General features: G+C 70.2%; 16 protein-coding genes, 1 other RNA gene and 2 pseudogenes. 14 read left to right on the top strand and 5 right to left on the bottom strand.

What is annotated here, in order from left to right:
* Positions 1 to 100 precede the first annotated feature (100 nt).
* The 3 genes from smpB to ssrA all read left to right on the top strand — a co-directional run bounded on the left by smpB (position 101) and on the right by ssrA (position 1,916).
* Entirely contained in the window at positions 101 to 580 is a 480-nt protein-coding gene (gene smpB, locus BKA05_RS12805; RefSeq protein WP_179531768.1) for an SsrA-binding protein SmpB, read from the top strand.
* 2 nt (positions 581 to 582) lie between these two features.
* Positions 583 to 1,524: an amidohydrolase family protein gene (locus BKA05_RS12800; RefSeq protein WP_179531767.1), complete on the top strand. Its 942-nt coding sequence runs from the start codon at positions 583 to 585 to the stop codon at positions 1,522 to 1,524.
* A 21-nt stretch (positions 1,525 to 1,545) separates the two neighbouring features.
* Positions 1,546 to 1,916: a transfer-messenger RNA gene (ssrA, locus tag BKA05_RS12795) on the top strand.
* 649 nt (positions 1,917 to 2,565) lie between these two features.
* On the opposite strand, the pseudogene BKA05_RS20495 reads toward ssrA, so the two are convergent.
* From BKA05_RS20495 to BKA05_RS12785, 3 genes and pseudogenes are all read right to left on the bottom strand, one after another.
* Positions 2,566 to 2,646 (bottom strand): annotated as a pseudogene (locus BKA05_RS20495) (hypothetical protein); the annotation flags it as partial.
* A 124-nt stretch (positions 2,647 to 2,770) separates the two neighbouring features.
* Positions 2,771 to 3,193, bottom strand: a pseudogene (locus tag BKA05_RS20490) (recombinase family protein); the annotation flags it as partial.
* Positions 3,194 to 4,995: 1,802 nt separating this feature from the next.
* Complete coding sequence (locus tag BKA05_RS12785) at positions 4,996 to 5,433, bottom strand: hypothetical protein (RefSeq protein ID WP_179531765.1); 438 nt, start codon at positions 5,431 to 5,433, stop codon at positions 4,996 to 4,998.
* 173 nt (positions 5,434 to 5,606) lie between these two features.
* Between BKA05_RS12785 and chrA the strand changes: the two genes are divergently transcribed.
* On the top strand, positions 5,607 to 6,977 hold the full coding sequence (chrA, locus tag BKA05_RS12780; protein WP_343045662.1) for a chromate efflux transporter: 1,371 nt from the start codon (positions 5,607 to 5,609) through the stop codon (positions 6,975 to 6,977).
* Between the two features lie 150 nt (positions 6,978 to 7,127).
* Here the strand turns inward: chrA and BKA05_RS12775 are convergent, their stop codons facing one another.
* On the bottom strand, positions 7,128 to 7,700 hold the full coding sequence (locus BKA05_RS12775; RefSeq protein WP_179531763.1) for a dienelactone hydrolase family protein: 573 nt from the start codon (positions 7,698 to 7,700) through the stop codon (positions 7,128 to 7,130).
* Positions 7,701 to 7,756: 56 nt separating this feature from the next.
* On the opposite strand from BKA05_RS12775, the gene BKA05_RS12770 reads away from it, so the two are divergent.
* The 7 genes from BKA05_RS12770 to BKA05_RS12740 all read left to right on the top strand — a co-directional run bounded on the left by BKA05_RS12770 (position 7,757) and on the right by BKA05_RS12740 (position 14,833).
* Entirely contained in the window at positions 7,757 to 9,100 is a 1,344-nt protein-coding gene (locus BKA05_RS12770) for a TrkH family potassium uptake protein (RefSeq protein WP_343045661.1), read from the top strand.
* The gene (locus BKA05_RS12765) at positions 9,093 to 9,776 is read left to right on the top strand and encodes a potassium channel family protein (RefSeq protein ID WP_246289799.1); all 684 of its coding nucleotides are present in this window, start codon (positions 9,093 to 9,095) and stop codon (positions 9,774 to 9,776) included. The genes BKA05_RS12770 and BKA05_RS12765 overlap by 8 nt, the downstream gene beginning before the upstream one ends.
* Positions 9,777 to 9,836: 60 nt before the next feature.
* Complete coding sequence (locus tag BKA05_RS20345) at positions 9,837 to 11,267, top strand: M15 family metallopeptidase (RefSeq protein WP_179531762.1); 1,431 nt, start codon at positions 9,837 to 9,839, stop codon at positions 11,265 to 11,267.
* Positions 11,268 to 11,358: 91 nt separating this feature from the next.
* Positions 11,359 to 12,351, top strand: a complete 993-nt coding sequence (locus BKA05_RS19750) for a zinc metalloprotease (RefSeq protein ID WP_179531761.1) — start codon at positions 11,359 to 11,361, stop codon at positions 12,349 to 12,351.
* A gap of 8 nt (positions 12,352 to 12,359) precedes the next feature.
* Positions 12,360 to 12,776 (top strand): HIT family protein, encoded by a 417-nt coding sequence (locus tag BKA05_RS12750; RefSeq protein ID WP_179531760.1) that lies wholly within the window; start codon positions 12,360 to 12,362, stop codon positions 12,774 to 12,776.
* A 187-nt stretch (positions 12,777 to 12,963) separates the two neighbouring features.
* Positions 12,964 to 13,734, top strand: coding sequence for an SDR family NAD(P)-dependent oxidoreductase (locus BKA05_RS12745; protein WP_179531759.1), 771 nt, complete (start codon positions 12,964 to 12,966; stop codon positions 13,732 to 13,734).
* A gap of 61 nt (positions 13,735 to 13,795) precedes the next feature.
* The gene (locus BKA05_RS12740; RefSeq protein WP_179531758.1) at positions 13,796 to 14,833 is read left to right on the top strand and encodes a DUF3048 domain-containing protein; all 1,038 of its coding nucleotides are present in this window, start codon (positions 13,796 to 13,798) and stop codon (positions 14,831 to 14,833) included.
* Positions 14,834 to 14,968: 135 nt separating this feature from the next.
* Here the strand turns inward: BKA05_RS12740 and BKA05_RS12735 are convergent, their stop codons facing one another.
* Positions 14,969 to 15,694, bottom strand: coding sequence for a TetR/AcrR family transcriptional regulator (locus BKA05_RS12735; protein ID WP_179531757.1), 726 nt, complete (start codon positions 15,692 to 15,694; stop codon positions 14,969 to 14,971).
* Between the two features lie 207 nt (positions 15,695 to 15,901).
* Between BKA05_RS12735 and BKA05_RS12730 the strand changes: the two genes are divergently transcribed.
* The 3 genes from BKA05_RS12730 (at position 15,902) to BKA05_RS12720 (ending at position 17,442) form a co-directional block, all read left to right on the top strand.
* The gene (locus BKA05_RS12730) at positions 15,902 to 16,450 is read left to right on the top strand and encodes a hypothetical protein (RefSeq protein ID WP_179531756.1); all 549 of its coding nucleotides are present in this window, start codon (positions 15,902 to 15,904) and stop codon (positions 16,448 to 16,450) included.
* 109 nt (positions 16,451 to 16,559) lie between these two features.
* Positions 16,560 to 17,141 (top strand): YqgE/AlgH family protein, encoded by a 582-nt coding sequence (locus BKA05_RS12725; RefSeq protein ID WP_179531755.1) that lies wholly within the window; start codon positions 16,560 to 16,562, stop codon positions 17,139 to 17,141.
* 28 nt (positions 17,142 to 17,169) lie between these two features.
* Positions 17,170 to 17,442, top strand: coding sequence for a DUF3039 domain-containing protein (locus BKA05_RS12720; protein WP_179531754.1), 273 nt, complete (start codon positions 17,170 to 17,172; stop codon positions 17,440 to 17,442).
* The last annotated feature ends 1 nt before the right edge of the window (position 17,443 follow it).

The following is a 17,443-nucleotide window of genomic DNA, read 5'->3' as shown; positions in this document are numbered from 1 at the left end:
GTCCTCGGCGTGTGGTTGGTCGAGCAGCGAGCGCCAGCGAGCGGGCGTCGAGACCCCTGCCCACCCCAAACCCCTTGAGCACCTTTGCGAGAATGGCGGGATGGCCAGGGAGCAGGGGCAGAAGATGATCGCGCAGAACAAGAAGGCGCGACACGACTACGCCATCGAGGACACCTACGAGGCCGGCCTGGTCCTGCAGGGGACCGAGGTGAAGTCCCTGCGGATGGGCCGCGCCAGCCTCGTCGACGGCTTCGTCGACCTCGACCGCGGGGAGGCCTGGCTGCACGGCGTGCACATCCCGGAGTACTCCCAGGGCACCTGGACGAACCACTCCGCGCGCCGCAAGCGCAAGTTGCTGCTGCACCGCGAGGAGATCGACAAGATCGAGCGCCGGGTCAACGAGAAGGGCCTCACGGTGGTCCCGCTGTCGCTGTACTTCAAGGACGGCCGCGCCAAGGTCGAGATCGCCCTGGCACGAGGCAAGAAGTCGTGGGACAAGCGGCAGTCGATCGCCGAGCGCACCGCCAAGCGCGAGGTGGAGGTCGAGGTCGGGCGCCGGCTGAAGGGCATGCGTGACTGAGCGTGGCTGAGCCGGACCTCACCTGGGAGCAGGAGGTCGAGCGCACCACCGCGTTCTGGCAGCGCCTGGGCCTGCCCGGGCTGCTCGACGTGCACACCCACTTCCTGCCGCCGCCGGTGCAGGCGAAGGTCTGGGAGCAGTTCGACCAGGCCGGCCCGAAGCTCGGTCGCGAGTGGCCGATCCGCTACCGCGGCAGCGTCGAGGAGCGGGTGGCCCAGCTGCGCGCGCTCGGGGTACGCCGGTTCTCGACGCTGCCCTACGCCCACCGGCCGGGCATCGCGCGCTACCTCAACGAGTGGGCGGCGGGCTTCAAGCGGGACGTCCCCGAGTCGCTGTGGTCGGCGACGCTCTACCCGGAGGACGACGTGGCGGCGTACGTCGCCGAGGGCATCGCCGCCGGGGTGGAGATCTGGAAGGTGCACGTGCAGGTGGGGGAGTTCCACCTCGACGACCCGGCGCTGGACGCGGCGTGGGCGCTGCTCGCCGAGGCCGGCACCCCCGTGGTCGTGCACGCGGGGCATGCGCCGGTCGGCAACGACTACACCGGGCACGCGTCGTCGGCGCGGGTGCTCGAGCGGCACCCGGGGCTGACGATGGTCGTGGCACACATGGGCGCGCCGGACTTCACCGAGTTCCTCGACCTGGCCGACCGCTACGAGCGGGTGCGGCTGGACACGACGATGGTGTTCACCGACTTCGAGCTCGGCGACGCGCCCGGCGGCCCACCGGCGTACGCCGACGGGCTGCTGGACCGGCTGGACCGGCAGCGCGACCGGCTGCTGCTGGGCACCGACTTCCCGACGATCCCGTACCCCTACGTGCACCAGCTGGAGTCCCTGGAGCGGCTCGGACTGGGCGACGACTGGCTGCGGGCGGTCTGCTGGCACAACGCCGAGGCGCTGGTGGGGGCCGGGGCGGAATACCCGCTGGACCCGGGCCGTTAGGATGGACAGCACAACTCAAGAGGGGCTGATCGGTTTCGACTTGGGACGTTAGTCCGAAGAGAAGCGGGTCGAGGAGCCAGCGTCATCTCGTAAACGATCGCTGGGAACCAATAACTGCCAACGCTAAGCGCAGTTCCTTCGCTCTCGCCGCCTGAGCGGTGATCGAAGCGTCAGACCGGGCATCCGTCTCCGTCCCGGATCCTGACGTCATCTAGGAGACTTGCTCGTCAGCTGCTGTCAGGGTGGCTGACCGGGACTCAAACCTGACTGAGCCCGTCGGGGAGGTGTTCGTGCCAGCCCCGGGGCCGAGAAAAGCGATCTCACGAACTGCACCCGGAGAAGACTTCGTTCGACGCTCGAGGACCGGGGTTCGATTCCCCGCAGCTCCACCAAAGTGCTCGGAGGGCAACCCTGCCCCTGAGCAACACCAGTAGTGAACGCATCTCCTCCCGTCCGGGGTTCCGGGCGGGAGGTTTGCTTTTCGACCTCCAGTTGCCGGTGGACATGGGCTGGTACGAGGCGTGAGAGCAGGTCGTCGAACGGCTGGTTGTAGTCGACCCGGACGCTCCGCTCCCGCGTCTCGTCGTCTTCGTCGATGTAGATCTTGGTGAAGAACGCCTGGTTGAACAGGCGCCGGGTGTTCCCGTCGGCTTCGCGGTAGGCGGCGTAGCAGTCGCGGGTCAGGTCGAGCGTGTCAGCCAGCATGACGCGCGCCTCCTCGAAGTTGGCATCCGCCGCGGCGAACTGGTCCTGGATGCGATTGAGCTGGCTGCCGATGCGGTCTTGTTCGGTCGTGAGCAGGTCGATCGGGATCGCACCGGCGTAGTGGGCGTCGAGCAGCTTCTGTCGCTGGGCGGTCAGCTCGATACGCTGCTGCTCGAGGGTCTTCCGCTCGCCTACGGAGGCGGCTTGGAGGGTGTCGAAGTCTTCGAGAATCAGGCTCTCGACGCTTTCCCGCAGTACGGGGGTGAGGGCGATGGCGCGGTACTCCTCCTCAATAAGCTCCTCGACGACCTCGGCCTGCATGGCCTGCCGCTGGCAGGGCGTGGTCTTGCGCTTGCGTCCGGAGCACGTCAGGTAGGTATAGGTGGTGCCCCAGCGGTTCTTGGCATAGATGACCATCAGCCGGGAGCCACAGTCGCCGCAGTAGAGGCTGCCGCGCAGGTAGTGCAGGTTCCGTCGCTGGTAGACCGCAGCGTTGTTGTTGGCGGCCAGCAGGTCTTGGACCTGCTGGGTCTTGGACCTGCTGCCAGGTCTGCGGGTCGACGAGCGGCTCGTGGGCGCCGGGGTAGATGACGCCTCTGTAGTGGATCTCGCCCTTGTAGTACGGGTTCTTCAGCACCTTGTGCAGCGCCGTGATCGACAGCGGTTTGCTCGGCCATTTGGGTGTCGCCCGGGTGATGAGCCCGCGGTCGGTGAGCTGGTCGAGCAGGATCGAGAGTGAGCAGTCGCCTTCGGCGTAGCGGTAGAACGCCCACGTGATGTGGGTTGAGCGTTCGGTGTCGATCTCGACGGTCCGGTTGATCCGTCCGAGGTCGTCGGTGACGTGGACGTTCTTGTAGCCCAAGGGTGCTCTGGTGACGGTGCCCCCGAGGCTGGCCTTTTGGACCAGCCCCTTGGTGACCTTGTTGGCGAGGTTGCGGGAGTAGAACTCCGCAATGGACGACATGATCCCGTGCATCAGCATCCCGGACGGCGTCTCGTCGATGTCTCAGTCCGCCCAACACTTCACCCCCACGGGCCGGTCTCGGGACAGTCGGCAGGAACGAGTCGGCGTCGTCATGGTGCCGGTTGTTGCTATTGCGCCTTACAAGTCTTCGCATCAAGACTGTCGCCATGCTCTTCAGAACAGCCAGCCTGCGTAGGCTTGTAACCCGCCTGCAATTGTTGACTTTGGCGGCGGCTCTCGGTTGGCTCGGCACGCTTCCTTTCGCGGATCCAGCAAGCGCGACCTGCTATCCGGGAACTGGCCATTGGTATGTCTCTGGCGGCAACGGCAATAGCAACGTGAAGTCCGTTCGAACAAAAATAGAGTGGCGGAATCCTCAGGACCTCTGCTCTAGCTCCACCAGTTACTCGATTTCGGTCGTCAACTCGCCGGGATGGGTCCAAGTTGGCTGGTTGAAGAGAAATGGATATTCCAACGGAATGGGGTAATGCGAGCGCAATCCCACGCCAACCGGCAGTGGTTGGGAAACTCGACTTGGTCGAACATGAGCGTGACTGGAGTGGGTTCTAGCGATCCCGTGTGGAACTTTGACACCAATGGCGTAACTCGAGGATTCAAGGTGAATACGGATGTCAACCACTAATTTATGGCGAGCAGCACTCGCCAGCTGTGCCTTGATCCTGGTGTGTTCGTGCGGCACCGAGGGTGATGCTGAACGAGTCGCATCTGACGGCTTCGGTGCTAGCGAAACCGGAGACTGGGTCCCGGCGGAGGTGCAAGAACTCCTGAGGCAGAATGGAATCGCGATTTCTCGGCCACCGGACGGACAGATGGGCAATTCTGCTGCGGCCTTGAAATCGTTCTACACCTTGTACGACCCGTCTACGTTCGATCGCGAGCCTGAAGTGTACTTTGTGCAGATCGTTGAATCTGTTGACACCTCACTGAGGGAACAGCAGTACAGCGAGCTTGTGCTTATGACGGATTACCCTATGACCTTTCCAGTGCCAACGCCTGCGCCAGGTACTGAGTCAACACTAAAAGGTGCAAGTACCAACACCGAGATGATCGCCTTCTTCGACTCGGAGTCAGGCGACCATCTGGTGACCGAGTACATAGCTTCACCCGCGTAAGGCTAAAGTGGCGATTCGTACCTGCGGTGGGGCAGTGAGCAACTTGGCATGACGCGGTCGTGGTGAATGGGGTCGAGGCCCTCCAGGATCGTGAGCGACCACGTGCCCCAACCGGAAGGCCTCGACGATGCTCGAGCCCACGGCTGCGAGCGTGCACGCCCACGCTCTGACCTGAGTCCGGACATTCGGCTTTAGCCTCGATCCACCCACGACGTTGGTCGGGTGAGCGCGTTGTGAAGTGAGGATGCCCTTGCGTGCTGGAAATTCTGTCTTCTCTAGGGTCCGAGGCGAGAGGTAGCGCTGTTCGTCGGCGATCCGCTCGTCCTGCATGTCGAGCAGAGGATCGCGCCGAGTAGCCTGATCAACGTGAAGTCGCCAGGCTTTCCGCCGCTTCTATGCGGGTTGCGGCTCTAGGTTGAGAATCGCGAAGTGGGCATGCTCGAACTCGACTGGGGTCATCATCCCAAGGGTCGAGTGCAGGCGCCGATTGTTGTACGAGTCGACCGAGTCGACGGTGGCGAACTCTACGTCGCCGAGGTTGCGGTGAGATAGGAAGTTCACCGTCAAGGCTGTAGCTCGTCCGGAAGTCGACGTGCACAAGTTGGCTCGCGCCTACATCTGGTTGGCACGTGATCTTGCGAAGAAGCGTGCCGCCGGAGAGCGACCGGATCACGAATCACGCACCCGGCCGTGAGTGTCGCGTCGTTCGATGCCGGCGGCTTTGAGCGCTCTCCAGATGGCAGCGTGGTCGCGACCGAGTTCCTTGCCGACGGTAACGAGGGACAGACCCTCGATGTAGAGCTCGATGGCTTGAGCGATCTCTTCTGCGCTGAGTGAGCCGCATCGCAAAGTGACTCCAGCAGCTTTCAGGTGCTTGGAAGCGGTGCCGCGGGCGATTGAGAACTCCCGTGCCAGCTCGTAGACGGTGGCGCCGGCCTGGTAGCGCGCCACCATATGGGCTCGTTCGGCGTCATTCAGTCGGCGTGCGCGCTTGGTTGCCTGACGTCGGTCCGGTCGAACAACACCGGTCTGGCCGAGCCTGCGGTACGCCTCCAGCGCCCGCACCAGCGAGGGGGACGAGTTCGACAACCATCCGCCGAGGACCACTCTTCACGACTAGCGCGTGATCTCGATGCACCAGGTGGATCGAGATCACGCGCTAGTGCGTTCACGGCATGATTCCGACCCGGGCGGCCGGGAGGCACCTCGCGGAAGGGGTCGGCGCCTCCCCCCGCGTACCTGAGTACTGGCCGTTCACCAGCACCCCTCATGCTGTCCCCGTGACAGCCGAGCAGGCGGGTGCCCGCCCCGACGTGGTCCCCCTCCGCGAGGCGGCCCGGACCTGGTTCCGCATCTCGCTGCAGACCTTCGGCGGCCCGGCGGGGCAGATCGCGATGATGCAGCGCGAGCTCGTGGACGAGCGTCGCTGGATCGGTCAGCGCCGCTTCCTGCACGCGCTGTCGTTCTGCACGCTGCTGCCCGGACCCGAGGCGCAGCAGCTGTCGATCTACATCGGCTGGCTGCTCAACGGGATCAAGGGCGGGCTGATCGCCGGCACGCTGTTCGTGCTGCCCGGGATCGTCGCGCTCCTCACCCTCTCCGCCCTGTACGTCGGAGCAGGCGACACCACCGTCGTCGAGGCCCTGTTCGCGGGGCTGGCGCCCGCCGTGCTCGCGGTCGTCGCGCAGGCCGTGTGGCGGCTCTCGGGCCGGGCCCTGGGCCACCCTGCGCTGGTGGGGCTGGCCGTGGCCGCGTTCGTGTCGCTGGTGGCCCTCGACGTCCCGTTCCCCGCGGTCGTGGCCGGCGCGGCGGTGGTCGGCTGGCTCCTGGGCCGGTGGCTCCCCGAGGCGCTGCCGCACCGGCGTACCGCACCGGACGGGGACGGCCCCGCGCCGCTCATCCCCGACGACGCCCTGCACTCCGCACCCGCCTCCCGACGGCACAGCCTCGTGGTGCTGTCGGTGGGGCTGGTGCTGTGGGTGGCGCCGGTCCTGGGATTCGTGGTCCTCCTGGGGCGGGACACGGTGTTCGTCGACCAGGCGGTCTTCTTCTCCGGGGCGGCGCTGGTGACCTTCGGCGGGGCCTACGCGGTGCTGGCGTTCGTGGCGCAGCAGGCCGTCGACGTCTACGGCTGGCTGGCCCCGGGGGAGATGGTGCGCGGGCTGGCGCTGGCCGAGTCCACGCCGGGACCGTTGATCATGGTGGTGCAGTTCGTGGCGTTCCTGGGGGCCTACCGCGACCCCGGCACGCTCGACCCCTGGGTCGCCGGCGTGCTCGCCTCGCTGCTCACGGTGTGGGTGACGTTCGTGCCGTGCTTCGTCTTCATCTTCCTCGGCGCCCCCTACCTCGAGCGGCTGCGCGGGCACGCGGGGCTCTCGGCGGCGCTGAGCGGCATCACCGCCGCCGTGGTCGGCGTCATCGCCAACCTCGCGGTGCTCTTCGCGCTGGCGACGCTCTTCGACCGGACCCGGGAGGTCGGGGCCGGGCCGGTCGCCGTCGACGTGCCGGTCCTCGGCTCGCTCGACCCGGTCGCAGTCGGCCTGCTCGCGCTGGCGGCGCTGCTGCTCGGACGCGGGTGGACGGTGCTGCGGGTGCTGGGAGCGTGCGCCGTGGTCGGCGTGGTGCTGGGCCTGCTCGGCGCGCCGGTCTGAGCAGGGGTGGTCTCGACGCCCGCTCCTCGCTGGCGCTCGTCGCTGCTCGACCGCCTGGGTGGGGGTTTGGCCTCGAGACGGCGCTGACGCGTCTCCTCGACCGGGGGACGGCGGCGCTCGTCGCTGCTCGACCGCCCGAGGGTCGAGCGGCTACAGCGAAGCCAAGAAGGCCAGGACGCGCTCGTCGACGAGCGCGGCGGCCCCGGGGTCGTGGGCCGGGAGCGAGCTGTCGACGAACAGGTGGGCGTCGCCGGGGTAGGTGAAGACCTCCACGTCGTCGCGGGTCGCGGCGAACTCGCGCGCGGGCTCGAGGTCCTCCAGGCCGAAGAACGCATCGCGCTCCATGCCGTGGATCTGCACCGGCGCGCCGGTCGGCCACTCGCCGACGTGCTCGGGCGCCACGAACGACTCCAGGAACACCCCCGCCACCGCGCCGGGCCGCTGCGCCGCGACGTGCTGGGCCGCGACGACGCCCATCGAGATGCCGGCGTACACGACCTGCTCGGGCAGGTCGGCGACCGCTGCCAGCGCCCGCGCCCGGACCTCGTCGAAGCCACCGGACGACTGCACGAACGCGAAGCCCTCCTCGACCGAGCCGAAGGTGCGCCCCTCGAAGAGGTCGGGGGTGGTGACCTCGTGGCCGGCGGCGCGCCAGCGGTCGGCGAGGGCGGTCACGCCCGGGGTCAGGCCGGCGACGTGATGGAAGAGGACGACGTGTGTCATGAGCGTCACGCTAGGGCGGCGTACCGACAACGCGGAAGGTGACCTAGCGTCGCTTCGTGCGCACACGCCGACTGCGGCTCTTCCGGCACCCGGCCCAGGTGGTCGTCGCCGGGTTCGGTCTCGCCGTCGCGGTCGGGACGCTGCTGCTGATGCTCCCGGTCGCGCGCACCGGCACGGACTGGACCGACCCGGTCACCGCGCTGTTCACCTCCACCAGCGCGGTCTGCGTGACCGGCCTGGTCGTCGTCGACACCGGCACCTACTGGTCGACCTTCGGCGAGGTCGTGATCCTGGCGCTCATCCAGGTCGGCGGCCTCGGCACCATGACCCTGGCCAGCCTGCTGGGCCTGGCCATCTCGCGCAGGCTCGGACTTCGTGCCCGGGTCACCGCCGCGGCGGAGACCAAGGCGGTCGGCCTGGGCGACGTCCGCGGTGTCGTGCTCGGCGTCGCGCGCACCAGCCTGGTCATCGAGGCCGCGGTGGCGGTGGTGCTCGGGCTGCGCTTCTGGGCGGCGTACGACGTCTCGCCCGGGCGTGCGGCCTACCTGGGTGTCTTTCACTCGGTCTCGGCGTTCAACAACGCCGGCTTCGCCCTGTGGTCCGACAGCCTGGTCAGGTTCGCGACGGACCCGTGGATCTGCCTGCCGATCGCGGCGTCGGTGATCGTCGGCGGCATCGGCTTCCCGGTGATCCTGGAGCTCCGCAAGCGGCTGCGCACCCCGCGGGCCTGGTCGATGCACACCAAGATGACCCTGTGGGCCACCGGCGTCCTGCTGGTGCTCGGCACGGTCCTCATCACCGCCAACGAGTGGCGCAACCCCGCCACCCTCGGCCAGCTCGACACCCCCGGCCGGCTCCTGGCCGGCTTCTTCCAGGCGGTGATGCCGCGCACGGCCGGCTTCAACTCCGTCGACACAGGAGCGATGTACGAGGGCTCGCTGCTGGTCACCGTGGTGCTGATGTTCATCGGCGGCGGCTCGGCCGGGACCGCGGGCGGCATCAAGGTCACGACGTTCGTGCTGCTGTTCTTCGTCATCTGGGCCGAGGTCCGCGGCGAGCGCGACGTGCAGGCCTTCGAGCGCCGCATCGGCGAGCGGGTCGTGCGCCAGGCGCTGACCGTCGCCCTCCTCTCGGTCGGGCTGGTCATGGCGGCGACCGTCGTGCTGGTCGAGATCACCCGCATGTCGACGCACCTGGTGCTCTTCGAGGTCGTCTCCGCCTTCGCCACGGTCGGGCTCTCCACCGGCATCACCGCCGACGTCGGGACCGCCGGCCACCTCGTGCTCGTGCTGCTCATGTTCGTCGGTCGCCTCGGCCCGATCACACTGGTCTCGGCGCTCGCCCTGCGCGAGCGCCAGCGGCTCTACCACCACCCGGAAGGCAGGCCCCTCATTGGCTAGGAACACCCCCAGGAGCACGAGTCGCCCCAAGGGCGCGGTCGCCGTCATCGGCCTGGGCCGCTTCGGCAAGTCCCTGGCGCTGGAGCTGATGGCCGGCGGCACCGAGGTGCTCGGCGTCGACGCCGACCCCCGCACCGTCCAGTCCTTGGCCGGGCGGCTCACCCACGTCGTGGAGGCCGACTCCACCAACGAGGAGGCGATGCGCCAGCTCGGCGTGCACGAGCTCGAGCGGGCCGTCGTCGGCGTCGGCACGGACCTCGAGGCGAGCATCCTGTCGACGTCGGTCGCGGTGAACCTCGGCGTCCGCGAGGTGTGGGCCAAGGCGATCAGCCAGGCGCACGCGCGGATCCTCACCCAGGTCGGTGCGCACCACGTCGTACGCCCCGAGCACGACATGGGCAAGCGGGTCGCGCACCTGGTGAGCGGGCGGATGCTGGACTACATCGAGCTCGACGACGGCTACGCCTTCGTCAAGACCAAGCCCCCCAAGCAGATCCTGGGCAAGCCGCTGCGCGAGACCGAGATCCGCTCCGCCTTCGGCATCACCGTCGTCGGCATCAAGCGCGGCACCCGGGCCTTCACCTACGCCACGCCCGACACCGTGGTCGTCCCCGGCGACGTCATCATCGTCTCCGGCGAGCGCGAGGCCGTGGAGCGCTTCAGCGACCTGCCCTGAGGCGTGTGGCCACCGTGACGGGTGGGGCGTGAACCGCGCCACGGTGGGCATGGTGGGCAGGTGGTCCTCGGGAAGCCTCTGGTCGTCGTCAGCACCCTCCTCGCGCTCGTGGCCGGGGTGGTGCCCGCGGCGGCCGCGCTGGCCGAACGGGCGCCCAGCAGGGAGGTCCCGCCCGGCCTCACGCTGAGCGCGCCGCCCACCTACGCCGGGGCACAGGCCCCGGTCACCGTGACCCTCGCCGACGAGGCGGGTGAGCCGGTCGCCGGGGCGTCGCTGCGCGTCGAGCGGCGCACCGGTGACACGTGGGCCGAGGCCGCCGTCGTGACGACCGCCGAGGACGGGACCGCCTCCCTGCCGCTCACCCTGACCCGCCGCCCCGAGGACAACGTCGTGCGCGCGACCTGGGCCGGTGACGAGACCCGCGAGCCGCAGGCGACGGGGCCGGTCACCCTGCCGCTGCGGCGGCGCAACGCCCGGCTGCGGGTGAAGGGCCCCGACGAGGTCGTGGACGAGACCAGTGTCCGCGTGGCCGTGCTATGGACCACCGGTGCCGGGGAGCCGCTCGCGGGCGAGGTCACCCTGCAGCACAAGCGCAAGGGGCGCTGGCGCGACGCCGAGGTGCTCGACACCGACGACCGCGGACGAGCCCACACCCGGATCGCCCCGCGGGACGACTCGCGCTGGCGGCTCCGCACGGCGAGGCAGCCGTGGCTGGAGCGGGGGAGGAGCCCCGTGCACCGGGTGGACAACGTGCCGCCGGGCAGCGTCGTACGACTCGGCGGGCCGGATCCGCGCCGTAGCCTGCCGCGGGCCTCGCGCGCCGAGGGTGACGGAGCCTCTCCGGTCATCACCCGCGTCCCCGGGAGGGTCTGGCGCTCGATGCAGGGCCGCACCTGGCACCGCGGCTGCCCCGTGGGCCGCCCGCAGCTGCGGCTGCTGCGCATCAACTACTGGGGCTACGACGGCTACCGCTACCGCGGCGAGCTGGTCGTGGCCGCCCCGGTCGTCGGGCAGATGTCGGCGGCGCTGCGCGACATGTACGACGCCGGGCTGCCGATCCGCTCGATGGTCCGCGCCGACCGGTTCGGCTGGTCCGCCCGGCTCAGGGGCGCCGACGACTACGCCTCGATGGCGGCCGGCAACACCAGCGCCTTCAACTGCCGCCAGGTCGTGGGGCGCACCGGGGTCCGCTCGCCGCACGCCTGGGGCAGGTCGCTGGACATCAACACCTGGGAGAACCCCTACCGCTCCTCCCACGGCCTGGTCCCCAACTCCTGGTGGGCCTCCCGCAGCCACCCGCGGGTGGCGTGGCGCTCGAGCCAGCACCGGGTCGTGTCGATCATGCGCAGGCACGGCCTGCGCTGGACCTACGGCACCGCCGACAGCCACCACTTCGACGCGGTGCCGCGATCGGGCAAGCGCGGGAGAGACGTGCACGACGAGCACGCCCCCGTCCTGCCCCCCGAGTGCAAGACCGAGGTCTGCGACTGAGCGCGTGCCCCCTGACAGGTGTCGGTGCCCCGGGTTAGGTTGCCGGGGCGCCGGCGCCCCGGCCGGCGCCTGTCTCGGGAGGACCCTCCACATGCACGTGCGCAGCACCCGCCCCACGCGGACCGCCCCGCTGGCCGCCACCCTGGCCGCCGCCGTCGGCTCCCTCGCCCTGGGCGCCCTCGCCATCGGCTCGCCCGCGACGGCCGTCCCCGTCGACGACGCCGGCTCGGCGCTCCTCGCGTCCCCGGCCGCGGCCGAGTGCGAAGACGCACCCTCGGCGGCGCGCGAGAAGCCGGGCGCCGCCGCGGCCGAGCCGGCGCTCTACGCCAAGAAGGACGCCAAGAAGTACGGCGTGCTCCCCGACGAGCCCACCCTGCCCGTGGGCTCGGTCGAGATCGACACCGTCTTCCACGTGCTCACCGCCGAGGCGCCGAGCGCGGCGGACCGGGAGCGCACCGAGCAGATGATCACCGACCAGATGCAGGTGCTCAACGACGCCTACTCCGGGGCGACCTCGCCGTTCGCGGCCGACACCCCGTTCCGCTTCGCGCTCGACCACACCACGTGGACCGTCGACGCCGAGTGGGCGCAGGTCACCCCCGGCAAGAGCGAGAAGGACATGAAGGCCGCGCTGCACGAGGGCGACTCCGAGACGCTCAACGTCTACGTCGCCGACATCGGCGGCGGGCTCCTGGGCTGGGCCTACTTCCCCAAGGGCTACAACAACGGCCGCGACTACATCGACGGCGTCGTGGTCCTCGACGAGTCGATGCCCGGCGGCACCGTCGACCCCTACGCCGAGGGCGACACCCTGGTCCACGAGGTCGGCCACTGGCTGATGCTCGAGCACACCTTCGCCGGTGCCTGCTCGGCGTCGGGCGACGGCGTCGCCGACACCCCGCGCGAGGCCTACCCGCAGTTCGGCTGCCCCGAGGGCGCCGACTCCTGCCCGACCCCAGGCCTCGACCCGGTCCACAACTTCATGGACTACACCGTCGACGACTGCATGGACATGTTCACCGCCGGTCAGGCCGACCGGATGAGCGACGCCTGGCTGGCCTTCCGCGCCGGCGGGAACGGCTGAGCCACCCGATGGCGGGCGAGGGGTGCGTCTTCTGCTCCATCGTTGCCGGTGACGTGCCGGCCGACGTGGTCCTCGAGACCGACGCGCTCCTCGCCTTCCTCGACCAGCGGCCGGTCTTCAAGGGCCACGTGCTCCTGGTCCCGCGCGAGCACGTGGTGACCCTGCCCGAGCTGCCGGCCGACCTGCGCGACCCCTTCCTGGCCGCCGCGCAGCGCATCGCCACCGCCGTGGTCGACGAGCTCGGCGCGCAGGGCTCCTTCGTGGCGATCAACAACACCGTCAGCCAGTCCGTGCCCCACCTGCACCTCCACGTCGTGCCCCGCACGAAGGGCGACGGCCTGCGCGGCTTCTTCTGGCCCCGGCAGAAGTACGCCGACGGCGAGCGGGCGGCGTACGCCGAGCGCCTCCGCGCCGCGCTGGCCTGACCAGGCCGCCCACACCAGCGGACCACGACGTTCTGCAGGGATTCGGGCCCCTCAACCTGCAGAACGTCGTTCTCCGGGTCGGACCGTGCGTGGCCGGACTCCCGACGGCGTCCTCAGGCGGCCCGTCTAAGGTGCTGGAGGCCCCGCCGGGCCTCCACAGTCCCCTCCACGAAGGAGCACCACCACCATGGGTCGTTTCGACGGTCGCGTCGTCATCGTCACCGGAGCCGCGCGCGGCATCGGCTTCGGCACCGCCAACCGCTTCGCCGAGGAGGGCGCCTCGGTCGCGATCATCGACCTCGACGAGGCCGCTGCCGCCGAGGCCGCCGGCAAGCTGTCGCTGGTCGACGGCGCGAAGTCCGTGGGCGTGGGCTGCGACGTCAGCAACCCCGAGAGCGTCGACGCCGCCGTCGAGCGGGTCGTCAGCGAGCTCGGCGGCCTGCACGTGCTGGTCAACAACGCCGGCATCACCCGCGACAACCTGCTGTTCAAGATGACCGAGCAGGACTGGGACATGGTCATGGGCGTCCACCTCAAGGGCGCGTTCCTCATGACCAAGGCCGCGCAGAAGCACTTCGTCGAGCAGCGCTACGGCAAGGTCGTCAACATCTCCTCGACCTCGGCGCTGGGCAATCGCGGCCAGGCCAACTACTCCGCGGCGAAGATGGGCGTGCAGGGCTTCACCCGCACCCTCGGCATCGAGCTCGGCCCCTTCGGCATCAACGCCAACGCCGTCGCCCCCGGCTTCATCGCCACCGAGATGACCGACGCCACCGCGGCGCGCCTCAAGCTCGACGTCGAGGAGTTCCGGAAGATGAACGCGGACGCCAACCCGGTCAAGCGGGTCGGCTTCCCCGAGGACATCGCCGCCGCGGTGACGTTCCTGGCCTCCGACGAGTCGTCGTACATCACCGGCCAGACCCTGTACGTCGACGGCGGCATCAGCCTCGGCGTCTGAGCGACCCTCGCTCGACCCAGCACCACCCCGCACGACCCGCACCACCTCTGGAGGACCTGCCGTGCCGATCCGTCACCGTCGCCGGGCAGGCGCGGCCACCGCCGCGCTGCTCACCGCCTCGCTCGTCCTGGGCGCCTGCAGCGGAGACGGTGACGGGCCGGCCCCGGAGGCCGCGCCGTCGACGGCCCCCACGCAGCAGGTCACCAAGGGCGAGCAGGTCGCGCCGGAGACCTGGCCGCTGACCGGTCTGCCCGTCAAGGGCGGCCGGTCGGCGGCGGCCCGGCACCCGGTGATGGTGCTGAAGATGGACAACACCTCCTCCAGCGCCCCGCAGCGCGGCCTCGGCAGCGCCGACCTGGTCGTGGAGGAGCTGGTCGAGGGCGGACTGACCCGGCTGGCGGCGTTCTTCTACTCCGACATCCCCGGCACCGTCGGACCGGTGCGCTCGATGCGCGCCAGCGACATCGGCATCGTCTCGCCTGTCGACGCCGCGGTCGTCACCAGCGGCGCCGCCCCCATCACGATCCGGCGGATCCAGGAGGCCGGGATCCGGTTCTTCGGGGAGGGGGCCAAGGGGTTCTTCCGGGACTCCTCCCGCTCCGCGCCGTACAACCTGATGACCGACCTCGCCGAGACCGCGACGCTGGTCAAGCGTGCCGCGACCCGTCCCGACGACTACCTGCCGTGGGGCGACGCCGCCGACCTGCCCAAGGGCAAGCCCGGGCGTGACCTGCAGGCGCGCTTCTCCTACGGGCACACCACGACCTGGACCTTCGAGAACGGTCGCTACCGCAACGTCAACACCTACGCCGCCGCCGACGACCAGTTCCTCGCTGACTCGGTGCTGGTCCTGCGGGTGAGGGTCGGCGACGCCGGTTACAAGGACCCCGCCGGCAACCCGGTGCCGGAGACCTTCCTCGAGGGGCGCGGCCAGGCGTTGCTGCTGCACGGCGGGCGGGCCATCACCGGCACCTGGACCAAGGCCGGGCTGAACGCCCCCATCGAGCTGCGCAACCGGTTCGGCACGCTGCGGGTGCCCGCCGGCAACACCTGGATCGAGCTGGTCCCCGAGGCGACCGGCTCGGTCACCGTCGGCTGAGCCGCGTGAGGTTCAGCGGTGAGCTCGAAGGTTCATCGGCCCGCCGATGAACCTCACGCAGCGCCGCTGGAGGTGCAGCGGTGAGCTGCAAGGTCCAGCGGCCCGCCGATGAACCTCACGCGGTCCGCCCGACCCCTACTCGTCGACGGCGGTGGGGACCTCGAGGATCGCGGCGCCAGGGTCGGGCAGGGGGACGCCGGCGTCGGCGAGGGACTGGAAGCCGGCGATGATGAAGCCGATGGCGGCCTCGACGCGGGTGGCGGCGACGATCGCGTCGTCGGCGGAGGCCACGGACTCACCGGCGGCCGACATGGCCCCGAAGAAGATCCGCGCGAAGGTCTGGATCATCGGCTCGTCGAGCTCCCACGTGCCGGCGCTGAGCACGGCGCGGACGATGTCGACCACGTTGGCGAAGGTCGAGCGCTCCTCCTGCTCACGGAAGCGCTCGTAGCCGAGCACCGAGGGGCCCTCCTGCACCACGATGCGCCGGTAGCGCGGCTCCTGGACCACGGCGAGGAACGCCTCGAGGCCGGCGCGGGCCTTCTCCCAAGGGTCCTTCTTGCCCTTGAGCGCCTTCTGGATCGCACGGGACGCATCGGACTCCACCCGCTCGAAGACGGCCTCGAAGAGCGCCTGCTTGCCGCTGAAGTGGTGGTAGAGCGCGCCCTTGGTCACCCGGGCGCCGCTGACGATCGCGTCCAGCGAGGTGGCGGCGTAGCCGTGCTCGGTGAAGAGCTCCTCGGCGACGTCGACCAGCCCGCGCTTGGTCGAGGCGGAGTACTGCTGGCGCAGGGTCGCGCCGGGGACGCCGGACACCCCGGGCACCTTGGGCACCAGCTTGGACACGCTCGACCTGGGCATACCGGCAGTCTAGTGACCTGCGTCTCAGTGGCCGGGAGGTGTCCGTCACGCCGCGTCGCAGGCGCCGACGGTCGGGTGTGCGGGATCACCTGTGCGACCACCCCCAGGTGTTTGCATACCGTCAGTATGTCTCCGTACTCTCGGTACGTACTCGCGGTATGCGAATGCCGCGACCGAGCTGTACCGATGAGAAGGGCACACCTCCCCATGACCTGGACCTCGTACCGCAACCGTGGAGAGATCCTCCGCACCGTGATCGCCACCGCCGACGCCCGTCGGGACGGCCTGCTCCCGTGGGACCTCGACGGCGTCGCCGAGTCCTTCGGCGACGAGCTGAACCTGCTCGGCGCCCTGCAGCTGCGCTGGCACACCCGGCTCGCCGGGCGCATCGAGCGCGAGCTGATGGCCCGCCCGATGGCCTTCGAGGCCGCCGTCGTCGACGCCTGGCGCGCCACCGCTGCCGAGCTGCCCGGCATCCGGGCGATCGTCGACCACCACCGTGCCGAGCCCCTCGACGAGCAGATGGCCGCCGCGATGGACAAGGCCACCGCCAAGGAGCGCATCCTGCTGGCCGTGATGGCCGGGCAGGCCAGCGCCCACGACTCCGGTGCCGCCGCCGTCGGCGCACGCATCGAGGAGAAGGCCCGGGCCGGCTGGGTCCTCGCCCCGGTGCCCGACGAGCCGACCGGCCACACCGGCCTGCACGCCAGCATCCTCGGCCGCCTGCGGGCCGTGCGGGCTGCCTTCGCCGCCTGAGGCCCGGCTCCACCGACCCGGCACGACCCCGCCCGACGCTCCCTCCCTCGCGGCCCCCGTGGCCGCACCCTCCCCGCGTCGGGTCGGGGTCGTGCCGCATCATGGGGCCATGAGCGGTACGACGGCAGGCGGGCTCCCTCCGGCCCCGGGCATGCTCCTGGTCGCCGCCCCCACGCTGCTCGACCCGAACTTCGCCGACACCGTCGTGCTGCTGCTCGACGCCGACGACGAGGGCGCCATCGGGGTGGTGCTCAACCGCCCCACCCCGGTCCCGGTGGAGGAGGTCCTCCCGGACTGGGGCGCGATCGTCGCCGAGCCCGAGGTGCTCTTCCAGGGCGGGCCGGTCAGCACGGAGGGGGCGCTGGCCGTGGCGCTGCTCGAGGACGGCGTGGTCGTGCCCGAGGCCGGCTTCCGTCCGGTCGCCGGGCCCTTCGGCCTGGTCGACCTCGACGTGCCCGTCGACGCGCTGGCGGGCCGGCTGGCCGCCGTGCGCATCTTCGCGGGCTACGCCGGCTGGGGCGCCGGGCAGCTGGAGGACGAGATCGACGAGGGCGCCTGGTACGTCGTCCCCGCGGAGGCCGGCGACCTGTGCCGCGAGGACGCGGTCGACCTCGCGCGCGACGTGCTGCGCCGCCAGCCGGGCGAGCTGGCGTGGCACTCCACACGTCCGGCCGATCCGGACCTGAACTGACGCGCCGACTCACGTAGAGTCACGCCCCGTGAGTGGATTCGGATTCGGCAGCGGCACGGCCCTCGACGAGCGGGTCGAGCAGGACCGTCGTACCGTCCCGACCGACGAGGGCGACCACGAGCGGTTCAGCCACTACGTCGACAAGGACAAGCTCACCGAGGCGATGGTCATGGGCACGCCGGTCGTGGCCCTGTGCGGCAAGGTCTGGGTGCCCAGCCGCACCCCGGAGAAGTACCCCGTCTGCCCGGACTGCAAAGAGGTCTGGGAGTCCCTGAACGACGACAGCGGCTCCGACGCGTGAG

Origin of the sequence: Nocardioides marinus, assembly GCF_013408145.1 — a bacterium.
GTDB lineage: Bacteria > Actinomycetota > Actinomycetes > Propionibacteriales > Nocardioidaceae > Nocardioides > Nocardioides marinus.
This window is presented reverse-complemented; position numbering and strand designations above follow the sequence as displayed.

Excerpts from the sequence above, each read along its gene's own strand:
- BKA05_RS12775 (WP_179531763.1), bottom strand. The coding sequence starts at position 7,700 with ATGACACACGTCGTCCTCTTCCATCACGTCGCCGGCCTGACCCCGGGC.
- BKA05_RS12750 (WP_179531760.1), top strand. The coding sequence starts at position 12,360 with ATGGCGGGCGAGGGGTGCGTCTTCTGCTCCATCGTTGCCGGTGACGTG.
- BKA05_RS12745 (WP_179531759.1), top strand. The coding sequence starts at position 12,964 with ATGGGTCGTTTCGACGGTCGCGTCGTCATCGTCACCGGAGCCGCGCGC.
- smpB (WP_179531768.1), top strand. The coding sequence starts at position 101 with ATGGCCAGGGAGCAGGGGCAGAAGATGATCGCGCAGAACAAGAAGGCG.
- BKA05_RS12730 (WP_179531756.1), top strand. The coding sequence starts at position 15,902 with ATGACCTGGACCTCGTACCGCAACCGTGGAGAGATCCTCCGCACCGTG.
- BKA05_RS12735 (WP_179531757.1), bottom strand. The coding sequence starts at position 15,694 with ATGCCCAGGTCGAGCGTGTCCAAGCTGGTGCCCAAGGTGCCCGGGGTG.
- BKA05_RS12725 (WP_179531755.1), top strand. The coding sequence starts at position 16,560 with ATGAGCGGTACGACGGCAGGCGGGCTCCCTCCGGCCCCGGGCATGCTC.
- BKA05_RS19750 (WP_179531761.1), top strand. The coding sequence starts at position 11,359 with ATGCACGTGCGCAGCACCCGCCCCACGCGGACCGCCCCGCTGGCCGCC.